At 55.5% G+C, this 20,469-nt stretch carries 7 protein-coding genes; 5 read left to right on the forward strand and 2 right to left on the reverse strand.

Annotated elements, in window-relative coordinates:
* Positions 1-158 precede the first annotated feature (158 nt).
* Positions 159-1,097, reverse strand: a complete 939-nt coding sequence (locus tag K334_RS0106140) for a patatin-like phospholipase family protein (RefSeq protein WP_025880977.1) — start codon at positions 1,095-1,097, stop codon at positions 159-161.
* A gap of 89 nt (positions 1,098-1,186) precedes the next feature.
* Between K334_RS0106140 and upp the strand changes: the two genes are divergently transcribed.
* On the forward strand, positions 1,187-1,846 hold the full coding sequence (upp, locus tag K334_RS0106145; RefSeq protein WP_021589688.1) for a uracil phosphoribosyltransferase: 660 nt from the start codon (positions 1,187-1,189) through the stop codon (positions 1,844-1,846).
* A gap of 228 nt (positions 1,847-2,074) precedes the next feature.
* Here the strand turns inward: upp and pnp are convergent, their stop codons facing one another.
* Positions 2,075-4,285, reverse strand: coding sequence for a polyribonucleotide nucleotidyltransferase (pnp, locus tag K334_RS13600; RefSeq protein WP_021589668.1), 2,211 nt, complete (start codon positions 4,283-4,285; stop codon positions 2,075-2,077).
* Between the two features lie 599 nt (positions 4,286-4,884).
* Between pnp and K334_RS0106155 the strand changes: the two genes are divergently transcribed.
* The 4 genes from K334_RS0106155 to K334_RS0106175 all read left to right on the forward strand — a co-directional run bounded on the left by K334_RS0106155 (position 4,885) and on the right by K334_RS0106175 (position 20,469).
* Positions 4,885-6,480 carry a hypothetical protein gene (locus K334_RS0106155; protein ID WP_154655565.1) on the forward strand — a complete coding sequence of 532 codons (1,596 nt, stop codon included), beginning with the start codon at positions 4,885-4,887 and terminating at the stop codon, positions 6,478-6,480.
* A gap of 994 nt (positions 6,481-7,474) precedes the next feature.
* Positions 7,475-10,471, forward strand: coding sequence for a hypothetical protein (locus K334_RS0106165; protein ID WP_025880973.1), 2,997 nt, complete (start codon positions 7,475-7,477; stop codon positions 10,469-10,471).
* Positions 10,472-10,561: 90 nt separating this feature from the next.
* Positions 10,562-12,280, forward strand: a complete 1,719-nt coding sequence (locus K334_RS0106170; RefSeq protein WP_021589674.1) for a hypothetical protein — start codon at positions 10,562-10,564, stop codon at positions 12,278-12,280.
* A gap of 8 nt (positions 12,281-12,288) precedes the next feature.
* Positions 12,289-20,469: a hypothetical protein gene (locus K334_RS0106175; RefSeq protein ID WP_154655566.1), complete on the forward strand. Its 8,181-nt coding sequence runs from the start codon at positions 12,289-12,291 to the stop codon at positions 20,467-20,469.

The raw sequence follows: 20,469 nt of genomic DNA on the forward strand, positions 1-20,469 counted from the left end.
TTTTCATGGAAGGAAAAGCAGGTTTGCGGCCGTGCGGAAGCCGTGCCTTCACCGGTCGAAAGGGCTGCTTTCAGCTGACAAAAGCTGTGCTTTCACCGACTGAAAGCACAGCTTTCGCACGGCAATCGGGCCGCAGTGGCGGCGCGCCGGCGGCCCCGTCACTTCCCCTCGTATCCGTCGATGGCCTCCTTCATCCGTCGGCGGCCGATGCGGGCCAGGCGCGCCGACTTGTCGTAGTCGAAGCCGCCGTAGCGTTGCATGGAGATGTCGACGAGGATGTCGGGCGGGGTGAGGCGGATGGAGAGCTGGGCGTTCTGATGAATCATGATGGACGAAGTGCGGTTGAGCAACGTGTAGATGTTGAACTCGGGATGCACGTCGGCGGGCATGATGCGCTTGAGCAGCCGCAGGGCACGGGAGTTTTCCAGTTCGCGCTTCTCGACGGCCCGCTTCATGCGCGACTGGCCCAGATAGTCGTGCCCGCTCACGTTGACGGCCACCAGCAGGTCGCCCTTGGTGCGGGCCACGCGGTTCAGGGGCAGGGGGTTGGTGATTCCGCCGTCGATGAGAATCTTGCTGCCGCTCTTCACCGGCGAGAAGAAGGCGGGCAGCGAGATGGACGCCCGGATGGCCCCGTAGAGGCTGCCGCGGGTGAAGACCACCTCGTGGCCCGACTCCCAGTCGGTGGCCACGGCCGTGTAGGGTATCGGGAGGTCTTCTATCCGCACGTCGGGCACGATCTCCTTCAGCGCGGCGATGATGCGGCGGCCCTTCACCAGATGGTCGAAGCCCAGCGAGAAGTCGGTCAGGCTGATGATCTTCCGGCGGTCCATCGTCTCCATCCACTCCTTGAAGCGGTCCAGGTTGCCCGTGGCGTACATGCCGGCCACGAGCGCGCCCATCGACGTTCCTGCGATGGAACGGATGCGGTAGCCCCTGTCGACAAGCTCCTCGATGGCCCCGATGTGGGCCAGCCCGCGCGCGCCGCCGCTGGAGAGCACCAGGGCCACGTCCTTCTTGTCGCCCCGGATGCGGCGGACGACGATGTCCTTGATTTCGGTGTATCGTTCCTTCAGGTCCAACGTGTTGATGTCCATGGTTGCAAATTTACGAAATTAAGCGGCAAACGGCCCATAATTGCCAAATAAATGCTAACTTTGCACGAAATATAAAAACAGTACTTAGAATGGAAATCATTAACCTCAGCGAACGGAACTCGATCATCAACCAGTACATGGCCGAGATTCGTGACAAGGAGTATCAGAAAAACCGTCTTCTCTTCCGCAACAACATCATGCGCATCGGCGAGTTCGAAGCCTTTGAACTCTCCAAGACGCTCGACTACGAACCCAAGGACATCGCCACGCCGCTCGGCATTTCGCGCGTCAACGTGCCGACCGACAAGATCGTCCTGGCCACCATCTTCCGGGCGGGGTTGCCCTTCCACCAGGGATTCCTCAACATCTTCGACCACGCCGGCAACGCCTTCGTCAGCGCCTATCGCGAATACAAGGACGCCGAACACCACCAGGTGGGCATTCACGTGGAGTACCTGGCCACGCCGAGCATAGAGGAGAAGAACCTCATCATCGCCGATCCCATGCTGGCCACGGGCGGCAGCATGGAACTGGGCTACAAGACGTTTCTGACCAAGGGCACGCCCAAGCGCATCCACGTGTGCTGCGTCATCGCCACGCCCGAGGGTATCGACCACATCCGCCGCACCATGCCCGAGGACAAGACCACCATCTGGTGCGCCGCCATCGACCCCGGCATGAACGAACACAAGTATATCGTCCCGGGATTCGGCGACGCCGGCGACTTGTGCTACGGGGACAAGCTGTAAAGCCTCCCCCGCCCCTCGAAAGGAGGGGAGTGTCTGCCGGACAACCATACGGAGAAACCGGTGTTCCAACGAACCGATGTCAAATACCCGATGGCCCGGCAGCCCACCCCAACGACCCAAACCCCCTCACATCCCTGTCCCGAGCTCTGGAAAAAGAAATCCCGGCGATTCACTGAAGAATCGCCGGGATGATTGTTTCAAGCAGTTTCGACATTGCTTTGTCGGGTCTTAACGGCGGTCGCCGTCGCGACGCGGTCTGCGTTCGCCACGTTCCGGACGCGGACGACGCTCGCGCTCCACGTAGCCTTCGGGCTTCTCCATGAGCACACGGCGCGAGAGTTTGTACTTGCCGGTCTTCGGATCGATTTCAAGCAGCTTCACCCGCAGCTTGTCGCCCTCCTTGATACCGGCTTCCTCGACCGTTTCGAGACGCTTCCAGTCGATCTCCGAGATGTGGAGAAGGCCGTCGCGGCCCGGCAGTATCTCGACGAAGCAGCCGTAGGGCATGACCGAACGGACTGTTCCCTCGTAGATTTCGCCCACTTCGGGGACGGCCACGATGGCCTTGATCTTGGCCATGGCGGCCTCGATGCTCTCCCTGTTGGGTGCGGAAACCTGCACCTTGCCTACGCCGTCGACCTCGTCGATGGTGATGGTGGCGCCCGTGTCTTCCTGCATCTGCTGGATGATCTTGCCGCCGGGGCCTATCACCGCGCCGATGAACTCCTTCGGAATCTCGAAGGCTTCGATGCGTGGAACCTGCGGTTTGAGTTCGGCGCGCGGCTCGGAGATGGTCTCCATCATCTTGTTGAGGATGTGTTCGCGGCCGGCCTTGGCTTGCATGAGGGCCTTTTCGAGTATCTCGAAGCTGAGTCCGTCGCACTTGATGTCCATCTGCGTGGCCGTCAGACCGTCGCGGGTGCCCGTGGTCTTGAAGTCCATGTCGCCCAAGTGGTCCTCGTCGCCGAGGATGTCGCTCAGGATGGCGAACTTCTCTTCGCCCGGGTTCTTGATGAGTCCCATGGCAATGCCGCTCACCGGCTTCTTCATCGGCACGCCGGCGTCCATCAGCGAGAGCGTTCCGGCGCACACGGTGGCCATGGACGACGAGCCGTTGGACTCCAGAATCTGGCTCACCAGTCGGATGGTGTAGGGGAAGTCTTCGGGAATCTGGCCCTTCAAGCCGCGCCATGCCAGATGGCCGTGGCCGATTTCACGACGGCCTACGCCGCGCTGGGCCTTGGCTTCGCCCGTGGAGAACGGGGGGAAGTTGTAGTGGAGGAGGAACCGTTGGTAGTTCTTGCACAATACGTCGTCGACGAGTTTCTCGTCGAGCTTGGTTCCGAGCGTGCAGGTGGACAGCGAAAGGGTCTCTCCGCGCTGGAAGAGTGCGCTTCCATGGGGCATGGGCAGCGGCGACACCTCGCTCCAGATGGGGCGTATTTCGTCGGTGGCGCGGCCGTCGAGGCGCAGTCCTTCGTCGAGGATGCAGCGGCGCATCACGTCGCGCATCACGTCTTCGTAGTAGCGTGCGGCCTCAGCGTGCTTCTCTTCGCGCTCGTCGTCGGAGAGTTCGGCGTGCTGGGCGTCGTACTTCTCCAGGAAGTCGGCCAGCAGTTTGTCGAACGCGTCGTGGCGTGCGTGCTTCTCCAGGGCCTGGTGGTTGATGTCGTAGGCGGGCTGGTAGAGCTCTTCCTTGATCTGGTTGCGGAGCTCTTCGTCGTTCACCTCGTCGTCGTAGTCGCGTTTCTTGTCGGTGCCCAGCTCCTTGGCCAGCTCGTCCTGCAGCGCGCACATGGGCTTGATGGCCTCGTGGGCGGCTTTGAGCGCGCCGATGAGGTCAAGTTCCGACACTTCCTTCATCTCGCCTTCCACCATCATGATGTTGTCTTTGGTGGCGCCGACCATGAGGTCCATGTCGGCGTCGGCCATCTGTTGGAAGGTCGGGTTGATGACGTATTCGCCGTTGATGCGTGCCACGCGCACTTCTGAAATGGTATAGTCGAAGGGGATGTCGGAGCAAGCCATGGCTGCGGAGGCGGCGAATCCGGCCAACGCGTCAGGCTGGTCGACGCCGTCGGCCGACAGCAACATCACCTGTACATAAACTTCGCAATGGTAATCTGAGGGGAAGAGTGGACGCAGGGCGCGGTCCACGAGGCGCGACGTGAGGATTTCGTCGTCGTTGGATTTGCCTTCGCGCTTGGTGAAGCCACCCGGGAAGCGGCCTGCGGCACTGTATTGCTCGCGGTAATCTACTTGCAAAGGCATGAAATCTGTACCCGGAACTGCTTCCTTTGCTGCACAAACAGTTGCGAGGAGCACTGTGTTGCCCATGCGGAGCACCGCCGAGCCGTCAGCCTGTTTTGCAACTTTTCCGGTCTCAATCGTGATGGTTCTGCCATCAGGCAATTGAACTGTTTTTGTAATAACGTTCATCTAAAAAAATTAAACTTTATTGTTTTGACTAACATCTAATATCTACACGCCGTAGAGGGTCGCTTGCGGCTGAACGCCGCCCCCCTGTCTTTGTGAAACGCCACAAAGGTAGTCATTTTGTCAAGAAATACGTAAGCGGACGTGGGATAAGCCGTTGATTTTACGGATTTTTAATGGTTGCGGGGATGGTCTGTGGCCGTGTCGTCGCGCCCCCGCGGTCGGCCCTCCGCCGTCTCCCCCCTCGGCCGCCGCTTTCCGGAAGGGGCGCGAAAGCAGGCCTTTGGCGTTGTAGGAGCTGCCTTTTGGCATTGTGAAAGCGGCCCTCTGGCGTTGTGGAAGGAGCCCTTTGGCAGGGCGACGGCAGCCCTTCCGCTCCGCACTTTTTGCCTTTTTACCTTTTACTTTTTTATCTTTTTCCCTTTCCCTTTTTGTCTTTTTCTTTCTTATCTTTCGTTTTTACGACTATTTAACATCGGAAAATGCGGATGTTTCCGCCGTTTTTCTATTTTTGCAGCACGATGGCGGCCTTTTATCCGCACGGTCGCCATGCCGTTGAAAACAAGCATTTGATTATCAATAACTTAATGGTTGTAAGCTATATGAAACAAATCAAAATGAGTTTGGCCTTGGGCGCCCTCTGCGGCGTCATGACCTTGGCCTCCTGCACCAGTGACGACGTCGTCAACAACTCCGCCATCCAGCCTGGAACGGCCCAGGGCTTCGCGCCCGCCAAGGCTTCGGACATCTCTTTCCATTCCGCCGGCAGCGTGTTGGCCACCACGCGCGCCACACGTTCGGGCGACAACGCCTTCAAGTCCTACGTCAGATGGGCCGGCGACTTCCCCGCGAAGTACAAGGCAAACATCCCCGCCGACATCACAGACGCCGAAAAGAAGTTTGTTGTAGACTACATCAAGAACCACAAGGACGAAGCCGGCGTCGCGTTCAACTACAGCAACTACTTCATGCAGGCGGCCGGTTCCTCCGCGCAATACTACAACAGGTGGAACGGCTATCCTGAAATGGGAAACGCGAACTTGACCGGTGGCAACGAGATGGTCGACCTTGTCATCAACGGCCAGCGCATCGACGGCTACAACGCGTACAACGGCCACAACACATTGTTCTTGAACCTGCCTTTCAAAGACCCCACCTACAGGGACAAGGCCGGCGACGTCAACCAGACGAAGCACGACGCCTACAAGATCTACAAGATTGAATACAACGGCAAGACGGCCTTCTATCTCGGCTTCGACTACAAGTTCGAGAACAGCAAGGGCGAGCGGCTCAACGGCGACGGCATCTACAACGACTGGGTGGTCAGGATGATTCCGGCCGACGGCATTGACCAGGAGAACAGCGGCATGACGCCTGGAACACCCGAGAACCCCTCCACGCCCACCCCGCCGGCCATCGTGACGGGCAACAAGGGTGAGGTGGAAGTGAACCTCTCGCTCAACGAGAAGAAGACCGACGGCGACTACATCGCCACCAAGCTGTCCATCCACGTGCGCGACACCGCCGACGTGGAGGTGTTCATCCCCGTCGAGGCCCAGTACTACTGCCAGGCCGACGACATGAACATCGTCCTCTCCCACAAGAAGCTGGCCGAACAGTACAACAACTCGGCCAACGACAGGGAGATGGCTTGGACGGTGGCCGGCCAGACCGTCAAGTTGACCGTGTCCTACGCCACCGACGGCATTCGCGTGAAGACCCAGGGCGTGAACAAGGCCGTGCTCAAGGCCCTCCGCGAGCAGTACGGCGACGGCATCACCTTCGAGGTGTGGAACTACTTCAAGAGCGAGATCGCCATCCCCGGCACCGAGAATACCGAAGCGTTCACCCGCGAGAAGCTGCAGCCCATGCTCGACAAGTCGACCGTCAGCTTCACCGAGGCCCCCGGCCGCTATGTCAACGCCTTCGGCGCGCTCTACGACTACGACGACGGCAACCGCAAGGTCTACACGAAAATCGAGAACCAAGGTGCCGAAAACGAAGTGTGGACGCCCTTCACCGACGAGGAATGCACCACGCCGCTGGCCCCCGAGTTCTGGACACGGCCCGCAGGCGAAACCAAATACTACGAGCTGAAGACCCACGTCAACCCGCTCGACTGCATCGTGAAGCCCGCCGACGCGGCATTCACGGAGAAGGGCAAGCTGCTTTACAGCCCCTTCTATAAGAAAGACTGAACTTTTTAGATTGACACTGAAGAGACATCAGACATTTGCAAGAGGCCGCCTCGCGATGAGGCGGCCTCTTTTCGCATGGCGACGGCGGCCCGTTCGCTCTTTCAAGGCAACCTTCTTGTTTTTCAAAGGCAGCCCTCTTGTTTTTCAAAAGCAGCCTTCCTGCTCTTTCAACCCAAATCGTCCTTTAGGATTTAACATGCAAATCGTTATTCCAAATGCCCCATTTGGGTAAAAAGACCAAGACCTTCGGCCTAGTTTCTTATCGTCCGTGCCAGGCAGGGTAGCTCGCTTCGCTCGCACCCCCGCCCTCTAAAAAGACCAACCGCCAAGGCGGTAGTTGGTGTTTTGCCTCACAACCATCTTACATTGTGCGTCAAGGCTCATAAAGGCGGCCATATAGAAAGACCAACCGCCAAGGCGGTTGCACGCGGAGTACACTACGGTTGTATGCACAGTACAGGCGGTAGCAGGCGCAATGCACCATGACCATTGGCCAATGAATGATTTGGAGTGAGGGGGATGTTTCTGTATAGTCGGAGGGACAGCTTCGGAATGATTGAAAAGACTGCTTTTGCATGACGGAAGGACTGCTTTTGCATGACGGAAGGACTGCTTTTGCATGATAAAAAGGCTGCTTCGGCATGACAAAAAGGCTGCGACGGCACGACGGAAGGACTGCTTTCAGAGGAAGGCGGGAGGGCGGCGGCAGAGAGAAAGGGAAGGGCGCTCTTTGGACAAAACGGGCGTTGACTGTCAGGAAGTTATACCGTATTCATGTCTTTTGCAGCCCAAGGGAAAGTGGGAAGTTGGCCATATATTTCATAAAGTTGGCCAAATAGTCTACTCTCTCTTTTTTATATGATTTAATTTTGTAATCAAAAGCGACATCCTTTGATTGTCGCGACGGATTTTGGATATTACAAACCTTGGAAATTATCAAATGTTTAACGCTTAAAAAAGTGTTCGGTCTTGCGGCCGAACCATCGGAAAAATCATGAAAAGAATATTTACGCTTATTACGCTGCTCCTGATGCTGGCCCATCTGGGAGCGTACGCAGGGTATGATTGGCTGAGCTATCAGTATGGCCAGTACAGTGATCAGTGCGTGGTTTATGCCGACCTTGTCGACGGCTCAGCCCAAGCCGTCATGAACGGCAACAATATCCAACACTACGCGTTGGGTGCCTTCATCGACGGGCAATGCCGCGGCATGGCGAAAGCCAAGGTAGAGACTCCCGCTGCCAGTACCGGCGGTGAAGTATGCTATTTCCCGCTCCGTATCGAGGGCACGGCGGCCGACAATGGCAAGACCGTGGCGTTCAGACTGATGGAGTTTGACGATTACGAGAATCCCATTTTGGAGTATGTTGTCACAGGCAACGCGCCCTATACCTACCAGAATGAAGCGACACCTGCGCAAGGCGTGCCCAGCAGCCTCTATCATCTGACGTTCATCAAGCCAACACAGTTTGAGATTTCACCCAGCACCATTCACGTGAACGTGGGCCAGACCATTGACCTGAACGACTATTTGAAGCTGACGCCGACCAACGCCACCAAGCTTGTCGACGCCGCGTTTGAATGCGATAACACAACGTATTTTACCATAACGGACGGTCATCTGCTGAAAGGAACCAAGACAACCCAAGGCATGAACCCTGTGGTGGTACGCTATATGTATATGTCCAAGTCCGACTTGGCCGATGCAGTGGTTTACGTGGACCAGACCGTCACGGGGTTGGAACTAATTACGGACTATACCAACGGCGTCGTTGTCGACCTGGAAGACGGGCTGACCTTGACCCAATATGTAAAGACGGCCTTCAATCTGCTTCCCGCGGGCGTCACCGCCCCGATTCAGTTGACTCCCAACGACGCCTCCGCGCTCGTGTACATGTCATCCAACGACAGATGGGTGCCCAAGAAGGTGGGCAACTACACGCTGACAGCCACCGTAGGAGCGTTCTCGGCCACGTTGAAAGTGAAGGTTCAGCAGCGGGCGCAATCGCTGAAGAGCCACCTCTCGGACATCTATGTATATAAAGACCGCGACATCACCGACCTGCTGAAAGCCAATGTCTATCCGGAGCCTGTAGGTTCGGTTTACAACAACCTGGCTTTTTACCCTACAGAGAATGACGGTGTTCTTCGCAGAGAAAACAACGGGCATATAACAACTATAGGAGTGGGAGAGGCTTTCATCAGGGCCACGGCTTCGAACGACAGCGTTCACTGTACGTTCAAGGTTCATGTGCAGCCCAACGTCACGAGTCTCAACATCAAGGCTAATCCGCTCAATATCGACTGGGACCCCAACGGTGACGGTTATCAGGACATCGCCACCCAGGTTTCGGACAACTTCACCTTCGCGCCGACAGCCCCGGCCGCCAATAAGTATCAGCTCACCTCGTCGGCAACCGATGTCGTGACCGTCGAGGCTGCCATGGCGTATGCCGGCTATATGATCAAGGCCCGCAAAGCCGGTTCTTCCGTTCTGACCGTCACCTATAAAGATAAGGAGACGCGTCTGGACGCAGGGACCTCGACACTTGCCACCACCGAGCGCACCCTCACCAAGACATTCACCGTCAACATCGTTCAGGGGCTTACGGGCTTTACCATTGGCAATGTGGTCATGGGCAACCGCACCACGCATGCGTTGCGGCTGACGCCGGTTCCGGCTGACGCCCAGTTCGATGCCTCGAAGGTGAGCCTCGTCATTACGAACGATGACTCCAACTTCCCCACGACATGGAAGTTTGCGGAGGCTGCGGCTGACGCTACGGGCCTGCAGTGGACCATCACGCCCCGTTCGGTGGGCAAGGGAACCATCGCCGCCCGGTATGACGGCAACACAATAGGTCGGGCCACCATCACCATCGGTCAGGAAATCAATGATGTGGCCGGATGGCAGTGGCGCACCTACTTCGCCGCTCCCGTCGACAACGCCGGTATCCATACGCTTTATGGCGACGACCTGCTCGAAATACGTTCCGCCGAAGACCTGCTCTACAACGACGCGCAATACGGCTACTTCGGCACACTGAAAAGCCTGGAGATGAACAAGTGCTACAAGGTGCGCCTCAAGGATGGCGCGGCTCCGGTGAACGCCATGGCTCCGGCGACGACCATCGACTATCAGCCGCGCCCAGGCAAACGCATCGATGTGAACCTTGCTTGGAACTGGATCGCCTATCCTTACCAGTACGACCGACCGCTGAGCAGTTTCATGCTCGACGGTGGAATCATGACCGGCTCACGCATCGTGTCGAAGGACGGCGGCTTCGCCGAATACAGCGGTTCCGCATGGACGGGCGACCTCACTACGTTGAAGGCCGGCGAGGGCTACATGTTCTACAATTCCCAGCCGACTGCGTCCATGCACCAACTCTCTTTCCCTGCCGAGAGTATGCTTCCGCAGCCTGCCCCCACGTCGCCCGCCAAGCGCAACGGACTTGTTGAAACCAGCGTATGGGCGTATAACAGCGCGGCCTTTGCCGACAACATGACCATCATTGCCGAAGTGCCCGAACTGACACGTGCCTCCGACTGCACCGTGGGTGCCTTCGTGGGCGACGAATGCCGCGGCGAAGGCCGGTTGGTGGAAGGCCGGTATTTCATCACCGTACACGGCAAGGGCGGCGAGGCCGTCAGCTTCAAGCTCTACGACAAGGTGACGGGCGAATACCGCCTGCTCTCGGGCGGCCTGCCGTTCGACAAGATGGCCGGCAGCCTGGCCAAGCCCGTCGTGATGAAGCTGGGCGGAACCACTTCGGTAGGCCAGATCACCGCCGAGTCTTCCGACATCACCGTGGCCGACGGCCGTCTCCACTTCAACGGCCTTCAGGTGAAGAGCTTCCGTGTGAACGCCGTCAACGGGTCCACTCAGCTCGTCAATGACACAGATCTGACACAACTGCCTTCAGGCGTATATATCGTTACTGTCGTGACGACAGACGGACGCACCCTCTCCCGGAAGGTAGCCAGATGATAATTTTCTCTAATGGAAATGTCCCACGCCGATATCGGCGTGGGACATCGTCCCGTTTAATCACCTTCTGTCAATATAACCCTTGAAGCGATGAAAGACAACCTATTTCGCACCGGTCTCGTGGCCGCCGTCATCAGCCTGGTTCCTGTTTCCGGATATTCGCAGGACATCTCACAGATTGCCAAGAGCGACCCGCTGATCATCACGGGAGCCGTGGGCACGCAGAATGCCTACTACCATTCTTCGAGCGGTGGCTTCGCCTCTCCGTTGAGCAATTCGGTGTATGCCAATCTCAACATCAGCTTCTATGGGTTCAGCATGCCCTTTTCTTTCTACTATTCCAACAGCGACCTCAACTTCAGTTATCCTCGCTTCTCGTTCAACATCAGTCCTACGTACAAGAACTGGACACTCCACCTGGGCACGCACGTCCTGCCCATGTCCCCCTACATCTACAACATCCCTTTCGAGGGCGCCGGTCTTGAATACAACGGCCAGCGGCTTCGCTTCGGCATGTTCTACGGTCGTCTCCGCCATGCCATCAACGACAATCCACTCGACCCCAAGGCGCGCAGCCCCCAATACAGCCGCATGGGATGGGGCTTCAAGGTGGGCTACGGCTCCGGCCGCCACTATCTCGACCTCTACGTCTTCAAGGGTTACGACCGTCTCAGCTCCCTGGCCGCGGAATGGCGCCGCACCACCGAGGCCAAGGAGAACCTTTCGGTGGCCCTTCGCGGACACACCTCCCTGGGCAACTGGATGTCGCTCACGGCCAATGTGGCCGCGTCCGTTTTCTCGACCGACCTCAGTGCCGACCGCATCCATTCAGACGAAATCGACAAGTGGGACAAGATTTTCGACGCACGCTACAGCTCGCTCTACCGCTTTGCGGGCGACGTCAACCTGAACCTGTCGCTGGGCGGCGTCTTCACTTCCGTCTCCTACAAGCTGGTGCAGCCCGACTACACGTCGTTGGGCCTCAGCTATATCAGCAACAACTACCAGAGCCTGGGGCTTTCGATGAGCGGTTCGCTCACGCGCAACATCATACTCTCGGGCAATTTCGCCTACCAGAACGACAATCTCAACAACAAGCAACTCTATACGACACGCGGCTACGTCTACTCGGCCAATGCCGTCGTGAACCTGTCGCGCAGCCTGAACCTGACGGCCGGCTACAGCGGCTATCTTCAGCAGCAGTGTGCCGGCACCATGGAAGTGAACGACACGACGCGCGTGAACCGCATCATGCACAACCTGCACCTCGCCCCGAGCTACTCCTTCGAGGCCGGCGGCAACAGCCACACGGTAAGCCTGACCGGCGGCTATACGCAGAACAAGGACCTCAACCCCTTCTCCACGGGCGAGAGCGACGTGAAAACCATCTCCTACGGCGCCGGCTACGGCGTGAGCGTGGAGCGCATCAAGACAGATTTCGGGCTGAACTACAGCCACCAGACCTCCGAAGGCTATGAGCGCAAATACACCTCTGACGTCATATCGGGCTCTGCCGGCCGCTCGTTTCTGGAAGACAAGAACCTGACGGCCTCGCTGACCCTTTCCGCCTGCCGCAACCACATCGCCGGAGAGAACACGAACTGGTCGGTGGGTGTCGACCTCTATGCCGGCTACACTTTGAAGAAAGTACACTCGTTCTCCTTCAGCGCAGGCTACAGCCGCTACAACGACATGAACATCGTCGATGTCATGAAGTATTCCAGCTACGACCTGAACTGCAGTCTGAACTACAACTATACCTTTACGCTGCTGGAACTCAAGCGTAAAGCTTCCAAGAAACAGAAATGAAACGCCCTATGAAACGATACACTATGAATGCAATGAACAGCCATCTCAAGCGCGTCTTCACGACTTTGACGGTTCTTGCCGCCCTCACGTTCAACGCCATGGGCCAGGGCCAGGTGAAGATTATGGTCAGTCCCAAGTACGACCCGATGCCTCCCTCGGTGCTCAACTATGTCGGCGACCCCGGCAAATACTTCCAGATATCTTTAGAGAACATCTCCGACGAGGTGCTCAACGTCTATCTGGGGCTTGAGCTTCAGCAGGTGACCCCGAGTTCGGGGCTGTCGCTGTCGACGCCGCCCGAGGCCATGCCGCAGCAGCCGCTCGTCCTGCTGCCCCACAAGCTGCAGGTGCTGGATGTCGTGATGCAGAAGCAACTCTTCCGTCATCTGAACGTCAACCAGCTTCGCATGACCGGTGGCGTGCTGTCGGACTACACGCGCGGCATCATCGGCCTGTTGCCCGAAGGAACCTATTCGGGCCAGATCACGGCGTATCGCTATCAGCCCGGCAACCGTAACCCCGAGGTGCTCAGCGACCCCATCATGGGTCATTGTATGTTCAATGTCTGCTATTCCGGCTCCGCGCCCCGCTTCCTCCAGACCTTTGCGCCGGCACCTTCCACGACATGGCGCAACAACAGAGGACGGGTGGTCGGCAACAAGAAGGGCACCCTCATCAAGGGAAGTGGCATTCATCATTCCGTCAGGGATGGACTTCATGACGATTTGCTTTCGCAAACGCAATTCGACCTGTCCAATCCGCGACTGGAATGGACACCGCCCATGACGGCATGCGCCGGAACGCGCCAGTATCGCTATTCATTGCGCGTCGTCAAGGCGGTCGACGGCCAGACGGCCGACGAAGCCATGCTCTACGGGGCCGACGTCTATCGACGTTCGGGCCTGATGGCCACCTATTGCGTGCTGCCGACGGCCATCGTGCAGAAGATTGCCCATGCCCCCGGCTTGTACGTTTGTCAGGTGACGGCCGAACCCATTGGCGGCAATGTGGCCGAAAAGAACAACTACGTGCTGTTGCAGAATGGCGGAAAGAGCGAGTTGCTGGTGTTCAACATTTCGGAAACGAAGACGGACACCGCGCAAGAGGAAACGACACCGGAGCAGAAAGACACTGTCGGGACACGGAAAGACTCCGCCGATGCGCTGAAAGACAAGTATCTCATCGCGCAACCTGTATTGAAAAAGCCGCATCCCGATACGGAAGACGTGCGTACGCTGACGCTACAGACCGGAGACTCGATCTGCATGGCGTGGAAGCGTCCGGTCATATCAGAAGCGCTTGTCGCCGATTCCGACACGATTTCGCTGAATTATAAGGTGGAAGCCTGGAAATGGCAGACGGGACAGGACGAGGACGCGCTCAAGCAGAGCAAGCCGTTCTATGAGAAGAACAACATCACGGAACTTGCCGACACCATCTCGTGGAATAAGATAGACAAAGCCCTTGGTGGCTCCGGCCGCATCCGGCTGCGTGTCACGGTGAACTATCCCTTCGGCAACGACAGCATAGTGATAGGCGAGGACGAGGAGAACTATCTCGACCTCACCTTCATCACGTCGGTGGGCGAACGCTTCCCCGACTGTCACCCGGGTGCCTCCGACGCCATCAAGGACAAGACGCTGGGCGACTTCTCCAAGGACGATCTCAAGGACAAGACCGTCAAGGTGGGCGACTTCGAGATGACGGTGACCAAGATAGAGAAGACCACCGTCAAGATCAATGACCAAACCAAGGAGTGCTACAAGGGAACGGGCTACGTCACCTGGATGCTGGAGAACGCGAAGATCATGATCAACGTGAAGTTCGACACGCTCTTCATCAACAAGGATCGGCAGGTATATGACGGCAAGGTCGTTTCGGCCCAGCTCGACTACAACTTCATTCCTTACGACCTGTTCGACAAGTGGGGACTCGACTTCTTCGGCTCTGTAGAGAAATACGGCTTGAAGCTCAACGAGTACATGGCGAAGGAGAAGGACGTTGCCCGCTACTACAAATGGCTGCAGGACGGCTGCATGGTGGTCAAGAACTTCATCAATTCTGAAATCGGGCCGCTCACATTGCCGTTGAAGTTGCCGAAAGAAATCAACAGGACACCGATCGACATCCAGATACTGAAAATGGAGTTCTCGCCCAATTCGTCGTGGATGAATCTCATGGGACTCTTCGTCATGCCCGAGAGCGACTATACGCGCAACGATGTCCTCGTGTTCGGCGCGCCCCGCCAGTGCATCGCGCCCAACAAACTGTTTGCCGAGGCGGGCTGCCTGTCGCTGTTGAGCGACGTGACGGTAAAAGACCCCGGCTCTCAATACGCCTACACCTTCAAGGCTCCCCGGAAACCTTCCTATGCCGAAGACGGCTGTTACGTGAATTGGGATGCCGACACGCTCAGCAGTCTGGCTGTGGACATGGAAGTGAACATCCCCCACATGATGAAGGACGACGGCAAGGGGAACGCCCTGGAGGATGTGCCTTATATAGTAAATGTACGCACGCGTATGCGGAGCTGGAGCAACTGGACGGCCACCGTGGCCTTCGATCCGTTCCAGGTGAAGGGCGCGCCGGGCTATACTTTCGTGCCGACCGGCAAGGGTATCACGTTCGACCACTCCACCACATTCAATACGGCAAACTTCAAGCTGCCCAAAGGCTACGACCTCAAAAAGCTTGGCAATGGACAGACAACGGCGGAAAGCTGGGAGGGATTCTATTTTGACGAGTTCACGATCAAGTTCCCGACCATCGTGGAAGTGACCAGCAAGAAATCCGATAAAGGCGACAAGAACAAAGACAAGCGCCTTTCGCTGAGCGTCAAGAATCTTTATTTCGACGCATCGGGTATCAGTTTCAACATCTCTGCCAACAATATTGTGGAGTTTGGAACCGGCAAGCTCGGTGGTTGGTCGCTGTCGTTGGATGAAATCTACTTCGACGTCTTGCAGAACAGCTTCAACAAAGTAGGCTTCAACGGCAAATTCGGCGTGCCGCTGCTCAAGCAGAAAGGCAAGGATGGCAAGATGGAGAAGGGCAAGATCGGCTACGAGTGCTCCATGAGCAGGGCGCAGAACAGTGGCGGTTCGTTCAAATATACGTTCAAGACACAGCAGGTGGCCGAGGAGTTGATATTCGACGCCTTCCTCGCCAAGATGAAACTGGACAAGGACAAGACCCATTTCTTCGTAGAGTCTGAAAACAATAAAACCCGTGTAGAACTGTGCATGGGTGGAGAAATCTCAATTAGCGGCACCAAGGACAAGACTTTCATGGGCTTGCACATCCCTGGAGTCGCGTTCTCGGGCTTCAGGTTGGCCAACTTCAAGACCCCGGACAGCAAACGGTCGGTTGCAAATAATGCGGAAAGCGCCAATACAAACGCTGCCGAAGGGAGCGGTGAGAAGAAGAACAACGTAGAAAGCGACATTAAAAATTCGCGGAAAGAACTTGCCGGAGAATCGGTCTATGAATACGCGTCGCCCAACGGTGACTTCTTCTTCAGTTTGGGACAATGGAAACTGGCTTCGCCCAGAAAGAAATTAGGGTCGTTCTCCTTTACGCTCGACGACATAGGCATACGCCATGACAACAAGCTCATAGGTCTCGAACTCGAAGGCAGCATCGGCTTCATGGACGACAAGCTCGTGGCCGGCGCAGGAGTCGTACTGTGGGGAAAAATCGACCTGAAGGATTTCGATTTCGATTGGGATCACTGCCAGTTCACCAAGGCCATCATCAAGTCGGGCTTCGGCGGCGTCAACGTCGAAGGCGTCTTCGAGATGAGCGAAAACAAACTGACGGTACAAGGGGAAGAGAAGAAGACCCATGGCTACAAAGGCGGTTTGAAGATCAACATGAAGGGCCTCTTCGACATCGACCTGGAGGGTTCGTGGGGCGAAGCCGTGCGTACCAAGGCCAGTGGCGAAGAAGACACCTACGCCTATTCGGCATTCAGCGTTGCGCTCAATTTTGGGGTAGCGGGCATAGAGATACCTCCCGTAAGAATCAGTGGAATCAGCGGCGGCTTCTTTATCAATACCGATATCAACAAGAATCCGAAGTACAAGAGCTATGGCGGTATGTTCGGACTCACCATCAGCACGACGGGTTCCGACAAACTCGTGACGGCCCCCTTGTCCCTTACCGTCATTTACGATAAGGACAGGAACAAACTCTCTAACTTCATCATGCAAGGCGACGTCTACGCGCTCTATGCGGAAAACAAAGAAGACGCGCTCATCAAAGCCAAGGCGCGGTTCGCCTATTTGAATGAAGAAAAAGAGAAATCGCTGACGCTCAACATCTCTGTCGACGCGAATGCCGATATGAGTGGAGAGTATGAGAAATTGACGGGCAAGAAGCTTGATGGGCCCAGCGCCGGAGATGGAAAGGCCGACATGAACGGCTTCGACGCCAACAACAGTGATGATTCGGGTGACAAGGCCGAGGCTTCCGGAACGCGGAGAGACAGGGAATCGGCCGCCAAACTCAAGATGGGGGTACAGATTCCGATTGAATTGAAGTTTACGATGAAGCCCGATAACTATGTGGGAAGATTTGATACCAAATGGCATTTCTATTTGGGCAAACCTCAATCATCGGAGCGTTGCGTCTTTACTTACCTCGATTTCCAGGTCGGCAAGTCGAGCAGCCCCGTCTACCTGCGTTGCAAGCATGTGGCTGACGCCTATCTATGTCTGGGCAACGAACTGCCCGACAACGGACAACTGCCGCCATTGCCCACGAAGGTACAAGAGTTCTTGAGTACCGATTCCAAGGTGATTCAAGGCAGGAAAGCAACGGTGAAAGAGTTCCAGGGCTTCCAAGGCGAAGCCAAAGGCGGCGTAATGCTCGGAGCCAGCATCACCGGCGAGCTGGCGCTGAACGCCGTGGTATGCTATGCCGACATCGAGATGATAGCCGGTTTCGATTTGTCGCTCAAGAAACTCAAGACGGCCAAGTGTGGCGATGGGCGTCCCGCCGGCAAGAACGGCTACTATGCCAACGGACAGATTTACGGATACGCGTTTGGCGAAATGGGATTGATGCTCAACCTCTGGATCTTCAAGGGTAAGTTGCCGATCATCGAAGCTGGTGTAGGCGCCGTACTGAAAGGCGGACTGCCTAATCCGGCGTGGGCCTACGGCAAGGTGAAAGCCAAAGCCAAACTGCTGGGTGGACTTGTCAAGTTCAACGGCTCCATAGAACTCAAGGCCGGACATGTCTGTATGCCTACCTTTACCAATCCGCTCGACGACATCAACATATTTGAAGACGTTCAGCCCGGAAAAGACGAAAAGGATACGGGATGGGGCAATGACAGCAAGGTGAGTGTCTACACCGAAGCACGCTACACGACCAATATGACCATTGACCGGCAACTGCGTCTGGTCGATGAGAAGGCGGCTTACGACAAAGCCAAATTTGACGAAGACTACATGAACTACGCCAAGCAGTCGGAGCGTGTCTACGTGTTCCATGTAGATCCCGCGATGAAGCTCGAAGAGTTCAATAGCGAGAAGGACACCAACCCATCGGCGGTTTACAAGCTGAAGAACAGCACGACGAACAAGGAGTCGTTCACGCTCACCGGACTTGGCCGACTGAACCCCAACAAGTTCTATAAGCTGACGCTCTCGGGCTATGCCAAGGAGCTTAGAGGCGGAAAGGAAGTAGACCCCGTCTTCAACGACTCTACAACAGGATTCCGAGACGTGCACAGAGCATGGCGCGACACGTCCATCGTTTATTTCCGCACAGGTGAACTGCCGGTGGAAATCACGCAGGACGTGAAGTTGGCTCTGCCGGAAAATAAAGGATGGGCTTATTTGAATGAAGCCTCCAAGCCCATTCTGTCGCTTTGCGGCTCGCGGAGTGACAAATGGAAACAGGGCTACCAAGTGCAGGCCGACCTGGAAGTGTACAACGACAACACCCATCGCTGGGAAATACCCGACCAGAAAGAAGTCAACGTAGGCTGTACATTCAACGGAGAGTTCTATCTCATGAACAAGAACGGCAAGGCCGTAGGACTGGATGAGGCTATCGCGAACGAAAAAGCCAAGAAAGACGGGGGCAATGCCGCTTCCGGCAATGGTTCAAATAAGGTTAAAGCAGCAGTTCTCAAAGGTAATGGATTTACCTCGGATACATCCCTTGCTCCACTGTTTAATCCTGGAAATACCTCGAACAAGCCTGTTTCTGTTAAGAAAAGTCTTAATCAGGGGATTTCCTCGAGCAAGTCTGCTTCTTCTCGCGCAAGGCTTGGTCAGGGAAAATCCTCGAACGGAGCTGCTTCTTCCGGCTCTGGGTCAAAGAATAATCAGCAAATAGATCCAAACTCAATAATAAAGATTGAGGGCTCTAACAAACCATCCCTCAACATCTCCGCTGGATACGAGGCCAAGATGGAAGAGAAAAAACTTGGAATCTCGGAAGGCAAAGGCGGCAAGCCCCAGGTTTCCTCTCATGGGTCGAAAAACAACACAAGCACAAGCACCACTCCTGCCGAAGATTCTTGGAAAGTAGACACGGTAAAGGTAGTGAGCTATGAAGGGTCGAAGTGTCGAAACATACCTATGGAGGAAATTGTTGAGGCGAATAACAGAGGTGACTATAAATACATTATATGGCAACTGGCCAACAATGCCTCTTTTGGACGCTTTGTAAAAGCTGGAAAGAGATATAGACTGACAATCAAGCAGGTTGACCTCGAAAAGCAACAGCGCAATGTGGCCGAAGTGAAGGAGGCCATGAAGGTGTTCGTAGCCCGTGAACAGCCGTCAGGCAGTTCGTCCCAAAGCTCCAACAAGCCTGCTGGGGGCCGGACGGGTAAAACTTATGGAGGATCCCAAAAAGGCCGTGCTGCCGCAGCAGGTCGCAAGGGAAGAGGGCGGAATCCACAAGGACACGCTTCTGCAAAAATCCATACGACACAGCAAGAAGAGAAGTTGGATTTGGGTGAGTATATGAAAGAGTATCAGAAAGAACTCTCCCAGACGGTAGGGCTTGACTCCTTGAGCAGCATGATGCGAACGTTCAAGCAAACCAGCAACGAAGCTGACTTCACGGTTGGCCTCTATCAGAGTGAGTTCAATACTGTCGACTACTACAGTTTTGCCGCGACACAAGGCCGTGGTCATTATCAAACAGCGGCAGGCGGCCACAAGGATGAAGCGATTTACAGTAACCTGCGAGAGGTTCACTATAATAACGACAGGTATGACTTGGCCACCAAGAACCTCAACGATGTATGGTCAAAAGACCCTGCCTTGGCCATTGTCTACTGGAGCAACTATGGTACGATAGGTAGTGTTCCGATGAAGAAATTCCAGTTCAGCGACAGCACCTACACCAATTCACCGGCAACGAAAGTGGAATGCCTGGCGGATGCCAGACGCGACAACAATGGTCACGACGGTGTTTACAACCTCTCTGCCTTTAGGGCTCAGAACATACTTATGAATGCTGTGTCTAAAATCAGTATCAAACCGCATGGAGACGAGTGTGTGCCTGACGCGATAGGTTCCAACCTTAGTTCGCACGAGGAAAAAGCATTTGAGAAACTGACCGAAGCTTTCGATGAAGACTTATATACGGCCCAAACAATGATGTATGGCTTGCAACGTCTCAAAAAGATGGTTCTGAAATATGTCGGGAGCAAAGATTATATGCTAAGCTCAGCCCAAACCTGGGAAAACAGGGGTAAAGAAAATCGAGAAGCTGTGCGTAAAAAACTCAAGCTCTTCTGCGATGTCAGTGGATGGAATAAAGGACAAAAGAATGGATATGGATTGGTGTTCAAGCCGTCCGATCTAAGGTTCGAGGGTTTGCGTCAAGAATTCATGGATCACATCTATGCGTATGGCTATTCTCAAATGCCCAACGTCACCATTCCGTATATCCAGATACTTTACATCTATGGACTTAGCGTCTTGCCGTCAGGAGAGTTTGATGGAATAAGGCAAGACCGCAGGAACGATGCCTCGCGGATAATAGGCCTCATCGATACCAATATGACCAACTCGTATGTCAAGAGCTACGACTTCAATGTCTTCAAGGTGTCGGGCTACAACATTGCGAATTCAAAATTAGACGTTCGTCCTTCTACGCTCAGTCAGTATAGATATATTGTCGAGGGATGGAAAAAGTATGCCAACACCTCATGGTAA

Origin of the sequence: Segatella baroniae DSM 16972 = JCM 13447 (assembly GCF_000426585.1) — a bacterium.
Classification (GTDB): Bacteria; Bacteroidota; Bacteroidia; order Bacteroidales; family Bacteroidaceae; genus Prevotella; species Prevotella baroniae.

Bases quoted from the DNA above. Each gene is read 5' to 3' on its own strand.
- K334_RS0106170 (WP_021589674.1), top strand. From the start codon at position 10,562: ATGAAAGACAACCTATTTCGCACCGGTCTCGTGGCCGCCGTCATCAGC.
- K334_RS0106165 (WP_025880973.1), top strand. From the start codon at position 7,475: ATGAAAAGAATATTTACGCTTATTACGCTGCTCCTGATGCTGGCCCAT.
- upp (WP_021589688.1), top strand. From the start codon at position 1,187: ATGGAAATCATTAACCTCAGCGAACGGAACTCGATCATCAACCAGTAC.
- K334_RS0106175 (WP_154655566.1), top strand. From the start codon at position 12,289: ATGAAACGATACACTATGAATGCAATGAACAGCCATCTCAAGCGCGTC.
- K334_RS0106155 (WP_154655565.1), top strand. From the start codon at position 4,885: ATGAAACAAATCAAAATGAGTTTGGCCTTGGGCGCCCTCTGCGGCGTC.
- pnp (WP_021589668.1), bottom strand. From the start codon at position 4,285: ATGAACGTTATTACAAAAACAGTTCAATTGCCTGATGGCAGAACCATC.
- K334_RS0106140 (WP_025880977.1), bottom strand. From the start codon at position 1,097: ATGGACATCAACACGTTGGACCTGAAGGAACGATACACCGAAATCAAG.